The sequence below is a fragment of the Treponema sp. UBA3813 genome, from assembly GCA_002368605.1.
GTDB lineage: Bacteria > Spirochaetota > Spirochaetia > Treponematales > Treponemataceae > Treponema_D.
In genome coordinates this window covers 29,938-47,816 of sequence record DFEB01000051.1, presented here as the reverse complement: position 1 = coordinate 47,816, position 17,879 = coordinate 29,938, and the positions used below count along the sequence as shown (strand labels likewise).

Here is a 17,879-nt window from a genome sequence, read left to right as displayed (position 1 = left end):
GAAAAGGCCGGATGCGCGGAATGGCTCAGTGGCCTTATCCTTGACGGAATCGTGGCCGGCGTTGGCGCGGTTTTGGGCTTTGTTCCCCAGATGCTGGTTCTCTTCCTCCTTTTGGCCTTCCTTGAGGCCTGCGGTTACATGGCCAGAATCGCCTTCGTCCTTGACCGAATCTTCCGCAAGTTCGGACTTTCTGGAAAATCATTCATCCCTATGCTGGTGGGAACCGGCTGCGGTATTCCCGGCGTCATGGCAAGCCGCACGATTGAAAACGAGCGCGACCGCCGTATGACAATCATGACGACGACTTTCATTCCTTGCGGAGCAAAAGTTCCTTTCATCGCCATGGTCGCAGGCGCAATCTTCGCGGGCTCGGCTTGGGTTGCCACATCAGCCTACTTCATCGGTATGGCGGCAATCGTCATGTCGGGAATCATGCTCAAAAAGACAAAGATGTTCGCCGGAAACCCGGCCCCCTTCGTAATGGAGCTTCCTGCCTACCACATGCCGACTTTGGGCAACGTCCTGCGCTCAATGTGGGAGCGAGGCTGGTCATTCATCAAAAAAGCAGGAACAATCATCTTGCTTTCAACGATTGTCGTCTGGTTCCTTTCATTCTTCGGCTGGACTGAGGAAGGATTCGGAATGCTCTCTGAGGAGCAGCTTGACTCTTCAATCCTTGCTAAAATCGGAAGCTGCATCGCCTGGATTTTCGCTCCTTTAGGCTGGGGCAACTGGCAGGCTGTGGTCGCTTCGGTCACGGGATTGGTGGCAAAAGAAAACATCGTAGGAACCATGGGCATTCTCTACGGCTCAGGAGAGCTCACGGCATATCAGGCAATCGGTCAGGCTTTCAACGGAATCACCGGCTACTCATTCCTGGTCTTCAACCTGCTCTGTGCTCCGTGTTTTGCCGCAATCGGCGCAATCAAGCGAGAGATGAACAACGCGAAGTGGACTTGGTTTGCAATCGGCTACCAGTGCGGCTTCGCCTATGTAATCGCATTCCTGATTAACCAGCTGGGTAAGCTCTTCACAGGCAATGTCAATGTAATCGGCCTTATTTTCGCCCTCGCAGCCCTTGCCTGCCTCGTTTACATGCTCTTCTTCAAGAAGTACAGCGAGGCCAAGACTTTGACAACAAATGTTAATGTCGGTAAATAAGCTAAAATAAAGTCGGCCGGAGGAAGCAAAAGTTTTCTCCGGCTTTTTTTACTCCCTTTGGGAAAGGATTTTTTATGGGAAACATTATCGTAGGGCTTCTTTTACTTGCAATCGTTTCGCTTATAATTCTAAGCCTTGTAAGGAACAAAAAGAAAGGAAAACACTCATGCTCAAGCGGCTGTGCTGCCTGCGCTATGGGCGGAAAATGCCACAAGGAGGGGAAAAGCGGACTTCATGCGACTGTCCTTGAAATTGACGGCATGATGTGTCCAATGTGCGAAAGCCATATAAACGAGGCAATCCGCAACAATTTTTCCGTCAAGAGCGTCAAATCCAGCCACAAGACCGGAATCACGCAGATTGAAAGCGAGGAGCCTCTGGACGAAGAAAGAGTCCGTGCCGTCATCAAAGAGACCGGCTACACCCTTAAATCAATTCGTCGGTAATTTAACGAGAAGCTATTCCGCTTCCAAATAATTCGCTGTGACCAAGGGCAAGCGGCTTTACTTCGATTCTCTGGTCAATTTCGTTTATGACATCCTGAACATGGGTTATGATTCCCAGCATTTTACCGTCTTTCTGAAGATTTTTGAGAGCATTTATAGCTTCCGTTAAAAGCTCCCCTGAAAGAGTTCCAAATCCTTCATCCAAAAAAAGGGAATCGACCCGGACATTGCGGCTGGCAAATTCGGAAATTCCCAAGGCAAAAGAAAGACTCACCAAAAATTTTTCCCCTCCAGAAAGATTTGCGATGGAACGAGTCTGGTCAAAATAAATGTCTTGTATTTCAAATTCAAGGGAAAGAGGTGATTTTTGCACCACACGGTAACGATTCGTAATTCCAAAAAGATTTTTGTTCGCAAGATTCAAAAGTGAATTAAAAGCAAGGCTCTGAACAAAAACCGACACATCAGAGCCGTCAGCCTTGCCAATCCATTTATCCATCTGCTCCCAAGTCGAAAATTCTTCGTATAAAAGTTCAAATTCAGAGCGAATTTTCTCCGCCCTAAGGAGATTCTGCTGGTTCGTCTGTAAAAGAGACTTTGCTTCAATGAGATTTTTCTGAAACTCTTCCCGCTTGAGGGCACAATTTTCAGCCTCGGCAAGCGCTTCTTCTTTTGTCCGGCAAGATTTCGCGCCTTTTTTGTAATCAGAATAAGATTTTTCTGCATTTGAAAGCGTGACACTGACCTGACTGCCCCGTTTTTTTAAGTCTTCTGATTTTTTTACAAGCAAGTCAAATTCATTTTCTGTCATGCAGGCAGCAGAAAAAGCTTCCTCAGAAGAAAAGCCCTTTTCAGAAAGTTTTTCTTTAAATGCTTTCTCTGATTCGGATAAAACCGACTTTCGATTTTCGATTCTTTCAGAAAGCTGGGCTTTTTTTGCCTCCAGACCCGATTTTTGTGATTCAGCTATTCTTTCGGCTTTTTCTGAATTTTCAAAATCCATTCGCAAACGGGAAATGAGTTCAGTCTTTGTTTTTTCGGCCTCATCAACAGATTCTTCACCGAAAAGTTCTTTTCTTTCATTTTTAAGGCTTTCAAGCTTGGAATCGGCAATTTTTGATTCTTCACCGGTCCTTGACGCTTCTTCTTTTTGAGATTCAAGGGAATCTGAAAGGGCGCGAATTTCCGCTTCTTTTGAAGCTTTATCACTCTCAAGCGAAGAAAATTCCGCTGATTTTTTTGTCCATTGCAAGGAAAGTTCCTGTAGCTCAGAAATGAGATTTTCAAGATTTGAAAGTTCCGCCCTTTTCCCCCATGGAAACAAAAGTTCGTTTATCTGTTCAAGGTAAAGATTTATGGCATTTTTTGCATTTTTCAGATTTTCAACGGCATTTTTTTTATCATTTTTTACCGACTCCAAGTGATTTTTCAAATTCTGAATCAGGTCAAGGACTTCTTCCCGACGCGCCGAAAGAGCCGAACTTTTTTCGCCAATCGCATGGGCTTTTTCAGCGTCAATTTCGGCAATATCATGCTGCGAATGATAAGTTGAGCCACAAACAGGACAAGGCTCTCCATCAGAAAGCCGGGATTTCAGCAGGCTGGCAATAAAAAGAGCATCAGCGGAAATAAAACGGCTTATCTCTTCTTCCAAATTCCGTAATTCTTCTTCCGCAAGGGCAATTTCTTTTTCTAAGTCAGCATTTTTTTTAGAAAGCGATTTTTCGGACTCTTCAAATTCGCCAGCCTTTTTATCTTCCATGACAGCAGAATTTTTCAGTGTCTCAATTTTAGCCTTTATTTCAGAGAGTTTTTCGTCATTTTTGTGCTGCTCAAGATATTCAGAAAGAGAAAAAGCATTTTTTTCAAGAATGGAAACTTCATCTGTAAGGGCGGCGATTTTTTCTTCGCTTGATTTTTGAAGGAACAGGCTCTTTTCTTTTCGGATGGCAGCTTCTCCCGCCTTTTCAAAGGCATTCTGAATCTGAACATCAAGTTCCCTGGTTTTTTTCCAGACTACTTGCAAATCAGAAAGGGAATTCTCTTCCACAATTAATTCTGTTTTCAAGGCAGAAGATCGCTCTTTTGCCACGGAAAAATCTTTCTCGGCACGGCTCATCTGCTCATCAAGGAGAATCATTTGTTTTTCGTCGTTTTTCTGAGCATTACGGTGATTCTGGAGAATTAAAAATTCCGTCTCACAATTTTTTGCAGATTGAGCCAAAAGCAGTCTTTTTTCTTCTTCTTTGAAAGCGGCAATCTCATCTTCGACCAGGGATTTTTCATTTTGTGCCAGTGAAAGCTCTTTTTGCAAGCGTTCAAGTTCCTCAAAAAAAGCAAGCTCTTTTTGAATCTCCACGCTCTTCTGGTCATTTTCTGCAAGTTCCTTTTCAAACAAGACGGCATTTTCTTCGGCCTGACGAAGCTTGTCTTCATCAAGGATGAGTTTTTCGATTTCCTCTTTTTCGCTCTTTTTTAAATTATAATTTTTTTTGATCTCTTTGAATTTTTCCGCAATATTTTGAGCAATTTTTCTATAGCGTTCCGTTCCTGTCAGTTTTTCAAGGATTTCCGCTCTTTCACGAGCATCACTTTCCAAAAAAGCGCTGAATTCACCCTGTGCCAGCATAATCGACCGGCAAAATTGTTTGTAATCAAGCTGAATTATTTTTTGAGTTGATTTCTCAAGATTTGAGGCTGTTCCCTGATCAATGACGCAGCTTGAAGGCGCGAACAAATCCCCTAAATCAGCATTCCCGCTCTCAATTTTCGTAATTTTATAAGATGCCCTCTGAAGATTTCCATTTGCCTTCATGCCTGCCCTGTTTTGCTGGAATTCAGAGCAGAAAATTCCTTTTTTACAAGAATAGGTGACACTTGCGCGGCAAAAACCTGTTCCCCTTGTCATTATTTCGTTTCCACCCTCCCCATTGTTTATTGCCTGAAGACGAGGAGTTTTTCCGTAAAGAGCAAGGGTTATCGCGTCCAAAATCGTAGTTTTTCCGGCTCCAGTGGGACCTGAAATCACAAAAATATCATGATTTTTTGCATAATCCTCATGACTAAAATCAATGGTCCACTTACCTTTAAGAGAATTGAGGTTTTCAAGTTCAAGTTTTAAAATCCGCATCTAGGCTTCTCCGGCGATTTTCATAAACAAGGGCAGAAATTTTTCAAGGGCAGCTTTGCCTTCTTCACTTTCTGCTTCCAAACCTGACTTTGAAAGAATGAGTTCGGTAAAAACGGCCTTATCATCGAGATTTTTTATTTCGCTGGCGTCAAAATTCTCAAATCCTGAAGAAAAGAAAGACTTTTCACTCTCGGCAATTTTCCAGCTAACAACAGAAATATTTTCAGGGAGTGAGCGAATTTCTTCATCAAGATATTCCTGAGCATTCACGCCGATTTCCTTTTTGTAATACAGTTCAAGGAAAGTTTTTTTATCACCGCCTATTTTTTTTAGTCTTTCAAGTTCATTTTTTATTTCAGAAAGAGAGAGAGAAATTCGGCGATAAATAAATGTATGAGGAGACTCAATTTTTTCGACAGAGAGGGATTTTTTTTCGTCAATCGTTACGCAGAGAAAACCGTGGCTTAAATTCGCCTCGTCAAAGCCCATGACAAAGGGAGAACCTGAATATCTGACTGAAGGATTTTTTGCAACCATCGTAGCATAATGAATATGTCCGAGGGCGACATAATCAACTTTTGGAAAGACAGAAGGCGGCACTGCTCCCAAAGTTCCAAGAACATCAAGAACTTTCATGCCATCATCTGTCTTCTCGCTGGATTTTTTTTCTGAAAGCCGCCCATCCAAGTCAGAAGCATACAAGTGTCCCGTAGCAATAAGGGGAATATTTCTTCCTGCCCTGAGTTTTTCCGCTTCTGCAAAAAGGACATCATAGAGTTTTTTATAAGAAAGAGAGTATAAATCAGCGTCCTCGATTTTTTTTGATTTTTCATCAAGAAGATTTCTAAGTTCAAGCTCACGCACAAAAGGAAGAGCCATGCAAATTCCTGAAACCTCGCCTTTAGAATTTTTTAACTCAAAGCACATTTCAGAAAAGCTAAGATTTGAGATTGAGCCGACCACACGGATATTAAGGACTTCAAGAAGCTCTTTCGCACTGTCAAGAAGAGCTGAAGAATCGTGATTTCCGCCAACTATAATCACATTTTTACAAGGAGACTCCACGAGGGATGCAAGAAAAGTGTAGTAAAGACGGCGGGCTTCAAGGCTGGGATTTACCGTATCAAAAACATCTCCCGCCACGATGAGGCTTTCCGCTTCTTTTTCGACAATTTTTGTCTTTAAAAAACGGAAAAATGCCTCGTATTCTTCTTTTCGGTCGATGTCATGCATCTGATTTCCAAGATGCCAGTCCGCAGTGTGAATGAATCGCATCTTATTGCAATGGAGCAAAATAGCCGGTCTCATCACGACCGCTTCTGTTCATGATAAAAGACTCGACCTCCACCGGAAGATATTTCTGTCCGAAATCAGTCGCAAGAGCCGAATCATAAGAAAGAACATAAATGCCAGACGGAATGTTAATTATATCGTCCACGATTGAAGAAAGCCCCTCATCCCGGTAAACATAATATTCACCGCCCTCGGTATGCGAGCAAAGGAAATTGAGCTCACTATCACTCGCTCCTTGTGCCAAAAGCAAATTCGCAAATCCAATAGAGTTATTGTTTAAATATGCGTTTAAATCTGAAAGACCGTATTTGTCAAAAGCATTCTGGGTAACATGTCCGTCACCAATATAAAGAATCGCACTTTTCTTTGCCGCATTGATAAGATTGTTAGCGCACATACGAACAGCAACATCAAGGGCAACAGTAGATGAAAGAGGATTCTTCAGATTCTTAGCCTTGAAATTACTTACACCGCTGGGAGAGCCTTCATATTCGATAAGAGGAACAGCTCCTGCACTTACGATTCTGAGTGTACCACGATTTTCCATTGAAGCTGCTATTTCCTTTACAGCGCTCTCAAGACTCTCTTCGTAACGGCCTGATGATAAAGAACGGTCAATTAAGAGAGTGATGTCTGCATTTTCATTCGCATAAGCAGCACCCTCAAGCTTGTAGTTTTGGACAGCCGCCTTGTTCTCTGTAATTAAGAAATTGTTTTCTTTGAGACCGACCACACTCTGGCGGGAACGGTTCTCAACTTTCACCTCAATGGTGACATGGGGGAATGAATCCGATATTACGCGCTCAATCTGCACGAAAAGACCACCGACAACCTCCGAAAGTTTTGCCATGACATAAACTTCATTTGAAGAAAAATCCGTGACCAGAATATTTCCGTTGATGTCAGGAACTGCGCTCGTAAGTCGTGACGGTGCGTTTCCAGAAGAAAGATTTTCAAAGAGAGCGCCTGTGTCAGAATCTACAGAATAGACTTTATTTTTATCACAAACAACAAGATATCGTCCCCAGCGTTTCATTGACTCAGGCTTTTTGAATGTCTTGTTTTTGCAGAGGAGACCTAAATAGTTTCCAGAGACATCAAAACGATGCACCGCTCCCGTAAGGCAATCAGCGACATAAACAATATTCTCATAAACGGCGATTCCAGTAGGTCCTTTTAACCCGGCGAAATCGTCAGATTTCGTACCAAAGAAAAAGAGAGGCTTTCCCTCGGCATCAAAAACATCAATTCGAGAATTTCCGAAATCAGAGACATAAATGTTACCGTCTGAATCTTCCGCAAGATATTGGGGACCGACCAAAGCTCCGACCTTTGTTCCCTTTTCACCGAAAGATTTGATAAAAGTGCCTTTTGGAGAGAACATGCTCACCCTGTCACCGGCGAATTCACTAACAAGCAGGTTTCCGTTATGCAGGCGGATCACATCCATGGGGCGATCAAATCCGTTAAAATATCCGCCGTTTCGCTCAATAACAAGACCATTTAAATCAAGTTTTAAAAGCTCGTTCGTCGCATAGGAAAGAACCCACATCGTGCCGTCATTGTTGGGTAATACTGAAACAGGCTGATTGAAGACATAAATGCCCTCACTGTTCTTTCCAGAATAGCTTCCAGACTCAGTATAGCGTACAGGCTTGTCAAGGGCACCGCCAGCAAGCAAACGACGGTCACGGACAATTTCAATCCGGTTCTGGAGTAAAAGGCCGCCATATCCTTCATTTGCCGCATACTGCCAGTGCTCAAGGGCAGCTCCCTCTACGCCAGAGCGATAATAAGCCTTTCCAAGCCAATCGAGGATAATATTTTCTTCTGGAAGATATGAAAGTGATTTTTCAAATTGTAAGATTGCGTCATTGAAGGCACCACGGTAATAGGCCTGTACGCCACGACGAAATTCCTGTTCCGCAAGACCTGAAGACGCACTTCTTGCACCAATTGAAGAGCGCGCATTCGCCTCTTCGCTTTTAAAAGCCCCGCTCTGTTGGGAAAAAGCAGAAAAACCTGCCGCAAAGAGAAAAAAGGCAAAAAACTTTTTACATTTGTTCTTATAATTTATCATTCCTTATTCCTAACCGTTAATTTTTAATGTTCATGCGCAATACGAAGGTGCTCAGCAATCTCTTCATTCTGAGGAAGCTTTTCCTGAGCCTGATTGAGATACTTGAAAGCGTCTTCCATAAGTCCGAGCTTGAGATAAACCCAGCCCACAGAGTCAAGGCAAGCCGCAGAATCAGGTTGTTTGCTCAAAGCTCGCTTGCAGAATGAGAGAGCCTTGGTTAAGTCACGGTTCTCACAAGCAAGAACATAGCCCATACCGTTCAAGGCCGTGCTGTTTTCAGGCTCAATCTCTATTGCCTTTCTGTAAAATTCAAGGGATTTCTCAACATCATCCTGCTTCCATGCGACATAGGCAAGGGAAGAATAAACAGAAGCCGGCTTGTATCCAGACTCCAGAAGTTTGTTCAGCTCAAACTCGGCGAGTTTTTTGCGCCCGCTGTTCGCGTAAATCACCGCAAGCACATAGCGGCATTGCAAGACGCGGTCAAGTTCCGCACCTCCAGTAACGACCTGTTCCAAATACAAAAGCGCATCGTCATAGTGCTCCAGTTTCGCATAACACAAACCGATGTAATAGGCCAGCTCAATATTGTCGATATCATCGCTTTCTGGCAGAGAAAGGAAAAAAGCAAGAGCACCATTATAATCAGCACTCTGGTACTTTTTGATGCCCTCATGAAGAATAGTATTAGCCATACGCCCTCCCGCGAAAAGCCAATTCAGAACTTAAAATCCAGTTTTTTATTCATCTCTTTGAGCACAGGCTCAGCATAGATGAGCGAAACGGCAATTTTTCCGCTCCGTGCGATATTGTAATCAGAATCAGGCCTTCCTGAAACTGAAATGCCTTCGCTTTCACACAGCCCCGAAAATTCCTGTTCCAAATCAGAGCCGTCAAAGGAAACCTTATCGCCATAATCCCGCACGCAGCCGGAAGCAAAAAGCGCTTCTTTATAACTATCGGCGGAAGTGGCGTTGAGACTTACAAAAACATCTCCACTGCACAAAGAAATCAGCTCATCGAGATTCCTGGCGCAGAATTCAGCAAGTGGCTCAAAATTAAAGCCAGTGCGGGCATAATCCAGGAATTCGGACTCAAGGCTCACTGCAATTCCAGGAAGGCCCATAAAAACCGCCTGACGGGCCGCGGCGCAAGTCCCCGAATAAATGACATCCGTTCCCATGTTCGGCCCGGCATTGATTCCCGAAAAAACAGCATCGAAGCGGAAAGGAAAAAGGGGTGAAGTAAGGGCGGAAATCACGCAGTCGGCGGGAGTTCCTGAACAAGTATAAATATTTTCGCCTATTTTTTGATAAGAAAGCCTTTTTCCCATAGAGATTTTGCTTGAGACAGCCGAGCGGTTTGAGTCAGGAGCAAGAATGTACACATCAGCGACCTTTGAGAGCATGGAAACAAGAACCTTCAAGCCCTCGCCTTCTATGCCGTCATCATTCGTAACAAGAATCTTTTTACGCTGATTCTGGGCGAAACTAGACAAAATGCACTCCCTGAGCAGGCTCAACAATATAACTTGACGCCTTGAAACCGAAAATTTTGGTGAATTCAGAAAGTTTGTTGTTGAATTCAGGAACATCCTTTTCGTCAAGAATGGCATAGAGACAGCGTCCGAAGCCCTTTCCCGTTATGCGACCGCAATTGAAAGGATTGCGCGAATCATCATTGTTTGGGTTGATTTCGGAAAGCCGCTTTAAAATCCAGTCAATCTCCGGGCAGGAAATATCGTATTCATCCCGCATATTCTCGTGACTGTGGTTGACAGCCCTGGCGAATTTACCAAAGACCCCTTTTTCAAGACCGTCCCATGCGTCAAGGACGAACTGATGCTCTTTAATTACGCTGTTTAGTTTTTGATGAATGAATTCCGGAGCCATAGAAAGGACAAGATTGACCTCATGGGGATTTTCTTCATAAGTCCAGCCACCCCGGATATATGAGCGACGGTCTTTCAACTCACCAAGAAGAAGGGCGCTCTCTGGCTCCCGTAAAATCTCTTCGTTCCAGATGCTGACCCTCGGTACCTTTGTGTCAACCAGAACAATCTTTTTTTCCGGGAAATTAAAGGGAAGAATCTCATAGGATTTTGTTGTATGATCGGTAAGTACGATTGAATTCTTTTCGGTATGAACAGCAGTAAGAATCGCAGAAAGATAATTGTTGGATCCCAAAAATTTGATATTTCCCCTGGAAATAACCTGAATCAACTGATTCTCATCGCATTTAAAATCGTGAAGCTCACGGATAGCGTAGGCCGCGCCGACCTTTATAGCAGTGGTTATTCCGAATCCACCAGAAGGAAGGATGTCGGAATAGACAGTGAAATTCATGCCTTTAACTTCAAAGCCACCGGAAGTGAAGCCGTAAATCATTGCCTTTATTGAATTTGCCCAACGGTCTTCCTTGCGGAATTTCATCGCCGCCTGAGAAATCTTCTTTCGGTCTTTTAACTGCGGGAAATAAAAAGAAAATGCATTGTCATCACGAAAGGAAACTGCCACATACACGGGCAGATTAATGCCCATGGAAAGAGTTTTGTCCTTGAAGAACCATGAATGCTCACCGATTAAATGAAAGCGCCCCGGAGTGCAGACCACCACAGAAGGAAGCTCACCGTACTCTGACTTATGAATATCTTTTACAAGATCCATAGAATCCCCCACCGAATTGTACAATCAATTGCTTTTTTAAATGCAACTTAATAGAATAATAACACAATGTCCCGATTTTTACAAATTTTTTGTACGATTCTGTCAGCACTACTTATCGCACTAGCAATTCCAAATGAAATCCTATTTTTCGGCTCCCCGCTCATAGGTCTTTTCGCGCTTTTTCCTTTTTATATCGCACTTAGATTCACACGGTCTCTCCCAGAGACTTTTCTTCTCTGCTTTATTCACGGTGCCCTCACCCACCTGCTTTCAAGTTTCTGGCTTGGAAATTTCATGGGATTCGCAATTTTCACTCTGGGAGCCTCAGATCTCGGAACAGGTTTTTTCGAAGGATTTTTCTCATTGGGATTTTATGCACCAGTTCTTTTTACGAAAAAAACGCAGGTTCTCGAAGAAACTGCCGGCATAAAAAGCTCTTTTATTTCATTTAGAGCCCTTTGGTTCACAGCAATTTATGTAATTTGGGAATACTGCAAATCGACTGGATTTTTGGCATACCCCTGGGGTACGCTATCAATGACAGCCTACAAATGGAATTCACTCACTCAAATTGCAGACATCACGGGCGTATACGGAATCACATTCCTCTTTGCTCTTTTCTCGGCCACTCTAGGAGAAGGCACAATCCTGTTAGGGCAAGTCACAAATTCAGAAGCTGGAAAGAGGCGTTTCACATCATACCTCCAGTTAAGCTTACTGACGCTTGCACTCTTCCTCATCTCATTTACTTACGGTTTCGCACGCCTTTCACAAAAACAAGTTCCCGTAAAAACAATGAACACAATTCTCGTACAGCAAAACAGGAATCCATCACGCAGGAATGAGAGCGAAAACATCAGAAAAGCCCAGAGTCTAACACAAACCCAGCTCGACAATTTCAAAACTGAAGGAAAAAATTGCGATCTCGTCGTATGGAGCGAGGCCGTCCTATCCCAGAGATTTCCAATGGGGGAAGTCTATTACCGTCACATGCCAGCCGAAAACCCACTCATTCCCTTCATAAAACAAAATCAAACTCCATTCATCATAGGAGGACCCATTGTTTTCAACGAAGAAAAACGAGAATTCGGAAATTCAGCCCTGCTCTTTGATAAAGACGGAAATTATGCAGGCGCATACACAAAAATGCATTTGGTTCCATTCGCCGAACTCATTCCATTCCGAAATTTTGAGATTATCCAAAAAATCCTAAAAAGCATGGTCGGATTTTCATACGGCTGGACTCCAGGAAAAGAAGCGAGAACATTCACGATTCCTCTTCAAAACGGAAATGAAGTCTGCATATCGACACCAATCTGCTTTGACGATTCCGCACATGAAGTCTGCCGGGCCCTGTACAAAAACGGAAGCGAAATTTTCGTAAACATCACAAATGACTCATGGTCAAAAACAAAATCAGCGGAAATCCAGCATTTCGTCGTTGCGCATTACCGCTCAATTGAATACCGAAGTACGACAGTCCGCTCGGCAAATGCAGGATACACAGTCGTAATTGACTCAAATGGTAAGGTTCTCGCCGATCTTCCACTTTTTGAAGAAGGTGCACTTGCCTACGAAGTACCGATTTATGAAAGAAAAACAACAGTTTATGCCCTTTTCGGCAACTGGTTACCTTACACTCTCATTTTCCTTGCATTCGCCTTGCTTTTAGTCAAGATTTACAAACAGAGATTCGAACAAATAGAAGTCTCCCTTGACTTTCCAGAAAAGAGCGTTTAAGATTGTTAACAACAAAATCAATAAAGAGGTTAACAATATGAATCCAAAAAAATATGTCTTCACGGCCCTTTTCGCGGCCCTCATCTCCATCGGCTGTGTCATCGCCATTCCACTTCCAGGCGGAGTTCCAATCACCGTGCAGAATCTTTTCGCCATTCTCGCCGGGGGAATTTTAGGCTCTTTTTACGGAGGAGCGGCCGTTCTTTTGTGGATGATTATCGGTGCCGTGGGAATTCCGGTCTTTGCCAACGCCCACGGAGGTCTGGCAATCATTTTAGGCCCAACGGGAGGCTACATGTGGGGTTATGCCCTGGGTTCCCTCTTCCTCGGTCTTATGCTCAGATCCCCCAGCCTCAGCGAAAACAAAAAAGACTGGCGATTCATCCTTAAAATCGCAATTTTTGCCTTTATCGCCTATGCCATCGTCTACCTGCCCGGAATTCCATGGTTCATGCATGTCATGGCGGGCAAGGGAAAGCCCCAGACCTTCCAGTCAGCATTAAAACTCACATTCATTCCCTTCATTCCGGGAGATTTGATTAAATGGCTGATTACGATTCCCCTCACGGCAAGCCTGCGCCCAATCGCAGCAAGATATTTAGAAAATGAGGAATAATTCCTGACATCTGTGGTAAAAAATGGAATCAGCTGTAAAACTTGAACATGTATCTAAATCCTTCGCCTCTGCTTCTCCTGACGGGAAAAAAACGCCCGCCTTGCTCGACATTTCCTTTTCAGTGGAAAAAGGCAGCGTCACCATTGTAGGCGGAGCCAACGGCAGCGGAAAGAGCGTGCTCATGCTCTTGATTTCCTCTCTTATGAAGCCCTCCGCTGGAAAAATCACCGTGGTTTCAAAGCCAGGCCTTGTCTTTCAGGATGCGGCCACACAGATTCTGGGAGACACCGCAAGGGAAGATGTCTCCGTGGGCCCCAAGAATCTTAAAATGAGCAAAAAAGAGATTCCACTTCTCGTTGAAAATGCCCTCAAAAGCGTGGCCTTGCTTGAAAAAGCCGATTTTCCGGCGGAATTTCTCTCTGGCGGCGAAAAACGCCGGCTGGCAGTGGCCTCCATTCTTGCCATGAAGAGGGACATCATCATCTTTGACGAGCCTTACGCAAACCTTGACTATCCTGGCGTCGTGGATGTAAACAAGCTGATTTCTGCCCTGCACGGCGAGGGAAAGACGGTGATTCTCCTTACCCATGAACTTGAAAAATGCCTAGGGCTTGCAGACCATTTTTTGATTCTGCAAAAAGGAAGACTGGTCTTTGACGGAAGCCCCGATGAAGCCGTAAAACTTCCCCTTGAGCAATGGGCAATCCGCAACCCGATAACAAAATACGAAAGCGTAAAAGATTTAATATGGAGATAAAATTAGCATTTAGCAATGAGCAATTATGGAAAAGGCACAATTCTTTCATTATAAAACACAGGAAACTTTCCTTCATAAAGTTCCGGCCTGGATTAAGATTCTCCTCATCATCAGCCTTGCGATCCTTGCTTTTTATCTTCCGGTAAAAATCTGCCTTGTCGCCTATCCGGTTCTGATTCTTTTTTCTATGACCGCCCTTCGCTTTCACATTTCGGAAGTCTGGTCGGACGCAAAGCCCGTTATTGCCTACATTTTTTTGCTTTATTTTGCGACAATCCTCCTGAATCTTGCCAACCATTTTTCCAAAATCGTCTTCCCTGTTTCATCTTGGGAAGAAGTTTACGGCGGTCTGTCACGGGTTTTTATCCCAAATCTCACCTACCTTCCTCTTTTGGCTCATCTCGCCCTTTCCCTGGAAATCACATCGATTTTTTACCGAACGACCAGCCATGGCCAGTTCAAGGACGGCTTCGCTGCGATAGAATCTTTTATCACCCGAAAAGACGAAGCCCCCCTCTCAGACACCCTTGCCCTCGCACTCTCCTTTATTCCACGGATTTCGACTTTCTGGGCACGGCTCAACAGAGCCTGGCTTTCCCGCGGCGGAAAGGACTCGATTTTTAAGGCACTTTCCCTTTTTCCCAAGCTCTTTCATGTCGCCATGCGGGAGGGATACGAAAAATCACTTGCAATTCAGAATCGAAGTCTGTAGAATTCTCCCCATAATTTATTTCTTTTTGGAGACAGAAAATGCGATGCCCCTACTGCGGAAGCCTTGATGATAAAGTCCTAGAATCCAGAACGATGGCAAACGGTGAGTCAATCCGCCGCCGCCGTGAATGTGTCAGCTGCGGAATGCGCTTTACCAGCTACGAGCGAATCGAAGAAAAGCCCTTCATGGTCATAAAACGAGACGGCCGCCGCCAGCCCTTCGACCGGGCAAAAATCGAAAAAGGAATTGAGCGCGCCCTTGAGAAACGCCCGGTCTCATCAAGCACAAAAGAAAATATCATCAACGACATCGAAGACGCAGCCTTCATGAAGGGGAAGTCCAGCCGGGAAATTTCCACCGCCGACTTAGGTGAAATCATACTTGAGCGCCTGCACGATGTAGATAAAGTAGCCTATATCCGCTTTGCCTCGGTCTACCGAAATTTCGAGGACTTGGACGAATTCATCAGCGAAGTAAAAAAGCTCAAGAAGTCAAAAATAAGTGAAAAAAAGCCGAATTCATAAAAAATTATAATTTTTAAGGCTTCGGATACTTGACATTTTTTCATCCAGTCTATATCATAGAATAATCACTTGGGGGCATAGTCCAGCTGGTAGAACACCGGACTCATATTCCGTATGTCATAGGTTCAAGTCCTATTGCCCCTACTTTATTTTAACCCACGATTTTTTATGTCGTGGGTTCTTTTTTTTCATCTGTTGACCAAAAATTATCTTAATTATAGAATACTTTATGATTCAAGCAGAAAAATTTGATTCACCTTTTAAAGGACGCTCTCTTCTTACATGGCTTGATTACGAGCCGGAAGAGATTTTGCAAATCCTTGACTATGCTTTTTTGGTAAAAAAACAGGCTCATGCGGGTGAAATCCATCAACGCTTCTTGGGCAAAACAATAGCACTTATTTTTGAAAAACGCTCTACTCGCACTCGCTCCTCTTTTGAAACAGCTTTCGGAGAAGAAGGCGGACATCCGGTCTTCATGTCAACTCTAGACATTCAGCTTGGCGGCAAAGAGACAGTAAAAGACACTGCCCGCGTCCTCGGACGCATGTTCAGCGCAATTGAATTCCGGGGCTTCAAGCAGGCTCATGTAAAAGAACTTGCAGAATTTTCAGGCATTCCAGTCATCAACGGTCTCACCGATGATTTCCACCCAACTCAGGCTTTGGCCGACATCATGACTCTCAAAGAGAATTTCGGCAAACTCAAAGGTCTCAAGTGGGTATTCTGCGGAGACGGACGCAACAATGTTGCCCGCTCCCTTATGATTATCTCTGCAAAACTCGGCATCAATTTCGCAATCTACGCTCCCAAAGAATTGTTCCCGCCAAAAGACATTCAGGAGATTTGTGCCCCTCTCGCTGCAAAAAGTGGTGCAAAAATTGAAATTTCTGATCAAATTTCAGTTGTAAAAGGCGCAGATTGCCTTTATACTGATGTATGGGTCTCAATGGGCGAAGAATCGCTCAAAGAGGAACGCACGCGTCTGCTTACCCCCTATCAGGTAAACAAAGACTTAATGGCTGCCACTGGAAAGAGTGATACAATTTTCATGCATTGTCTTCCAGCGGTCACAGGTCAGGAAGTTACCGAAGATGTTTTCGAAAGCCCTGCAAGCAAGGTGTGGGACGAAGCCGAAAACCGCAAGCATACTATCAAGGCTATTATGCTGGCACTCATCTAGGAAAAGCACGCGAAAAGACTGCAAACAAAGTCAAAGGAGATTTATATGAAGAAATTATTCATTTTGTCAGCACTGCTCTGTGCCGGTTTTTTGTTCTCTGCTTCAGCAAAAGAAAAGGCAGACTACAAATACGAGTATCAGGAATCAACTGTAACATACCATAATGTACAGATTTACAAAATTCTTGACCATAAAGACGCTTTCATCGTTATGTATGCAAAAGGTCATCAGGATGTTGGAACCGTCACTCTTCCCAAAAAATGGTATTCAAGCGCATCTCGTGTCGATACAAAACTCAGTTTCCGAGCTCTTCCAAAAGGAATGACTCCTTACATGACTGTCATCAATCGAGAAGGATCATTCGAGCGAGTTCTTCTTACTATTCCGGTTTCCCGCGCAAACCCAGTTTGGGGAGTTGCTGACAACGGCGTAAAAGTTGAAGATGCCGATAAAGACACTCTGGAAATTGTCTACTAGCATATAATCCATTAATTTCAAAGGGCTGTTAAAAGCAGCCCTTATTTTTTTTCAATTTTCAAAACAAGGATTTCAAAAGATGCAAATTATCTCTGATGAAAAAATCGCGGAATTCAAAAATTTTCTGGAGCAACATGATTTTTTTTATGTCATAGGCCACAAAGACCCTGACGGAGACGCAATTTATAGTTGCATGGCACTTGCCGAACTACTCAAGGCAAAAAACTGTTCCTACCAACTTTTATCAGCAGGACCATTCAAGCGTCCAGAAATTCGCTCAATGGCAATTTTTTTCTCTAGTCAGATGACTTTTCTCTCTGAACCAGAACGACAAAAAACAGGTCTTATAATTCTCGATTGCTCGGAAATGTCACGGCTGGGAGAAATCGACGGTGACCTCTCGAACCTTGACACATTCATAATCGACCATCACAAAACTGCTGATGTCACAAAAAAATGTATAATCGATGCTACTTCTCCAGCTACTGCCTGTCTGGTTCAACAAATATATGAAAAAATTCTTGGCACAATTCCTAAAAAAACTGCGGAGTATCTTTTTTTCGGACTTTCTACCGATACAGGCTATTTCAGATTTCTTAACACTGACTCAGCAGAAGTTTTCCGTCAGGCAGCCCGTTTGGTCGAGTCAGGCGCAAACCCTCGAAAGACCTATGACGAAATGACTGGAGGCAAGCCCTACTCAACACGAAAACTTCTAGGAATCATGCTCGACAGAGTCGAGAGAAGGTATAACAACAAACTTGCCGTCACATACGAAACCATGGAAGATACAAAAAAATGGGGTCAGGAAGGTCGAGACTCAGACTCCCTCTATTCGCTACTGCTTTCAGTCGATGGAATCGAGGCCGTTTTATTCGTCCGTCAGGATACTGAGCTCACATGCACATGCGGCTTCCGCTCACGAGACAAAGTTGATGTAAGCGCAATAGCTCAAAAATTCGGTGGAGGTGGACACAAAAACGCAGCCGGTTTAAGCATCGATGGAAAATGCGCAGATGTTCTCGAGAAAATTTGCGCAGAATTTAAGAAAGTTCTATAAAAAAAAACTTTATTTTTATTTCAGCGTGATTGTT

Annotated in this window: 16 protein-coding genes and 1 tRNA gene; 11 read left to right on the top strand and 6 right to left on the bottom strand. The window is 43.8% G+C overall.

Going from position 1 to position 17,879, the window contains the following annotated elements; all coding sequences use genetic code 11:
* Positions 1-1,161 (top strand): ferrous iron transport protein B (feoB, locus tag B2089_RS08870; protein WP_296686817.1); only part of this gene is annotated, 1,161 nt, incomplete at its 5' end.
* Between the two features lie 74 nt (positions 1,162-1,235).
* A complete protein-coding gene (locus B2089_RS08865) occupies positions 1,236-1,607 on the top strand; it encodes a FeoB-associated Cys-rich membrane protein (RefSeq protein ID WP_296322782.1) in 372 nt (123 codons plus the stop codon).
* Between the two features lies 1 nt (position 1,608).
* Here the strand turns inward: B2089_RS08865 and B2089_RS08860 are convergent, their stop codons facing one another.
* The 6 genes from B2089_RS08860 to B2089_RS08835 are packed head-to-tail and all read right to left on the bottom strand — an operon-like array spanning position 1,609 to position 10,776.
* Positions 1,609-4,737: an AAA family ATPase gene (locus B2089_RS08860; RefSeq protein WP_296322780.1), complete on the bottom strand. Its 3,129-nt coding sequence runs from the start codon at positions 4,735-4,737 to the stop codon at positions 1,609-1,611.
* Positions 4,738-6,012, bottom strand: a complete 1,275-nt coding sequence (gene sbcD, locus B2089_RS08855; protein WP_296322777.1) for an exonuclease subunit SbcD — start codon at positions 6,010-6,012, stop codon at positions 4,738-4,740.
* Between the two features lies 1 nt (position 6,013).
* Positions 6,014-8,110, bottom strand: coding sequence for a hypothetical protein (locus B2089_RS08850; protein WP_296322775.1), 2,097 nt, complete (start codon positions 8,108-8,110; stop codon positions 6,014-6,016).
* A 23-nt stretch (positions 8,111-8,133) separates the two neighbouring features.
* The gene (locus B2089_RS08845; protein ID WP_296322771.1) at positions 8,134-8,805 is read right to left on the bottom strand and encodes a tetratricopeptide repeat protein; all 672 of its coding nucleotides are present in this window, start codon (positions 8,803-8,805) and stop codon (positions 8,134-8,136) included.
* Positions 8,806-8,828: 23 nt separating this feature from the next.
* Positions 8,829-9,608 carry a 5'/3'-nucleotidase SurE gene (locus B2089_RS08840; RefSeq protein WP_296322769.1) on the bottom strand — a complete coding sequence of 260 codons (780 nt, stop codon included), beginning with the start codon at positions 9,606-9,608 and terminating at the stop codon, positions 8,829-8,831.
* A complete protein-coding gene (locus B2089_RS08835) occupies positions 9,601-10,776 on the bottom strand; it encodes a galactokinase (protein WP_296322765.1) in 1,176 nt (391 codons plus the stop codon). Before B2089_RS08835 ends, B2089_RS08840 begins: the two co-directional genes overlap by 8 nt.
* A gap of 66 nt (positions 10,777-10,842) precedes the next feature.
* Between B2089_RS08835 and lnt the strand changes: the two genes are divergently transcribed.
* The 9 genes from lnt to B2089_RS08790 all read left to right on the top strand — a co-directional run bounded on the left by lnt (position 10,843) and on the right by B2089_RS08790 (position 17,845).
* A complete protein-coding gene (gene lnt / locus B2089_RS08830) occupies positions 10,843-12,516 on the top strand; it encodes an apolipoprotein N-acyltransferase (RefSeq protein WP_296322760.1) in 1,674 nt (557 codons plus the stop codon).
* Positions 12,517-12,553: 37 nt separating this feature from the next.
* Positions 12,554-13,132 carry a biotin transporter BioY gene (locus B2089_RS08825; RefSeq protein ID WP_296322758.1) on the top strand — a complete coding sequence of 193 codons (579 nt, stop codon included), beginning with the start codon at positions 12,554-12,556 and terminating at the stop codon, positions 13,130-13,132.
* A gap of 22 nt (positions 13,133-13,154) precedes the next feature.
* Entirely contained in the window at positions 13,155-13,889 is a 735-nt protein-coding gene (locus tag B2089_RS08820) for an energy-coupling factor ABC transporter ATP-binding protein (RefSeq protein WP_296322755.1), read from the top strand.
* Between the two features lie 25 nt (positions 13,890-13,914).
* Positions 13,915-14,601: a CbiQ family ECF transporter T component gene (locus B2089_RS08815; RefSeq protein ID WP_296322753.1), complete on the top strand. Its 687-nt coding sequence runs from the start codon at positions 13,915-13,917 to the stop codon at positions 14,599-14,601.
* A 38-nt stretch (positions 14,602-14,639) separates the two neighbouring features.
* Positions 14,640-15,125 (top strand): transcriptional regulator NrdR, encoded by a 486-nt coding sequence (gene nrdR / locus B2089_RS08810; RefSeq protein ID WP_296322750.1) that lies wholly within the window; start codon positions 14,640-14,642, stop codon positions 15,123-15,125.
* A 71-nt stretch (positions 15,126-15,196) separates the two neighbouring features.
* Positions 15,197-15,269: transfer RNA gene (locus B2089_RS08805), tRNA-Met, on the top strand.
* An 85-nt stretch (positions 15,270-15,354) separates the two neighbouring features.
* The gene (argF, locus tag B2089_RS08800) at positions 15,355-16,308 is read left to right on the top strand and encodes an ornithine carbamoyltransferase (RefSeq protein WP_296322746.1); all 954 of its coding nucleotides are present in this window, start codon (positions 15,355-15,357) and stop codon (positions 16,306-16,308) included.
* 45 nt (positions 16,309-16,353) lie between these two features.
* Entirely contained in the window at positions 16,354-16,785 is a 432-nt protein-coding gene (locus B2089_RS08795) for a hypothetical protein (protein WP_296322743.1), read from the top strand.
* A gap of 79 nt (positions 16,786-16,864) precedes the next feature.
* Complete coding sequence (locus B2089_RS08790; RefSeq protein WP_296322739.1) at positions 16,865-17,845, top strand: DHH family phosphoesterase; 981 nt, start codon at positions 16,865-16,867, stop codon at positions 17,843-17,845.
* Positions 17,846-17,879: the final 34 nt, after the last annotated feature.

Coding starts and splice junctions, on each gene's coding strand:
- B2089_RS08865 (WP_296322782.1), top strand. CDS start 1,236: ATGGGAAACATTATCGTAGGGCTTCTTTTACTTGCAATCGTTTCGCTT.
- B2089_RS08860 (WP_296322780.1), bottom strand. CDS start 4,737: ATGCGGATTTTAAAACTTGAACTTGAAAACCTCAATTCTCTTAAAGGT.
- sbcD (WP_296322777.1), bottom strand. CDS start 6,012: ATGCGATTCATTCACACTGCGGACTGGCATCTTGGAAATCAGATGCAT.
- B2089_RS08850 (WP_296322775.1), bottom strand. CDS start 8,110: ATGATAAATTATAAGAACAAATGTAAAAAGTTTTTTGCCTTTTTTCTC.
- B2089_RS08845 (WP_296322771.1), bottom strand. CDS start 8,805: ATGGCTAATACTATTCTTCATGAGGGCATCAAAAAGTACCAGAGTGCT.
- B2089_RS08835 (WP_296322765.1), bottom strand. CDS start 10,776: ATGGATCTTGTAAAAGATATTCATAAGTCAGAGTACGGTGAGCTTCCT.
- lnt (WP_296322760.1), top strand. CDS start 10,843: ATGTCCCGATTTTTACAAATTTTTTGTACGATTCTGTCAGCACTACTT.
- B2089_RS08825 (WP_296322758.1), top strand. CDS start 12,554: ATGAATCCAAAAAAATATGTCTTCACGGCCCTTTTCGCGGCCCTCATC.
- B2089_RS08820 (WP_296322755.1), top strand. CDS start 13,155: ATGGAATCAGCTGTAAAACTTGAACATGTATCTAAATCCTTCGCCTCT.
- B2089_RS08815 (WP_296322753.1), top strand. CDS start 13,915: ATGGAAAAGGCACAATTCTTTCATTATAAAACACAGGAAACTTTCCTT.
- nrdR (WP_296322750.1), top strand. CDS start 14,640: ATGCGATGCCCCTACTGCGGAAGCCTTGATGATAAAGTCCTAGAATCC.
- argF (WP_296322746.1), top strand. CDS start 15,355: ATGATTCAAGCAGAAAAATTTGATTCACCTTTTAAAGGACGCTCTCTT.
- B2089_RS08795 (WP_296322743.1), top strand. CDS start 16,354: ATGAAGAAATTATTCATTTTGTCAGCACTGCTCTGTGCCGGTTTTTTG.
- B2089_RS08790 (WP_296322739.1), top strand. CDS start 16,865: ATGCAAATTATCTCTGATGAAAAAATCGCGGAATTCAAAAATTTTCTG.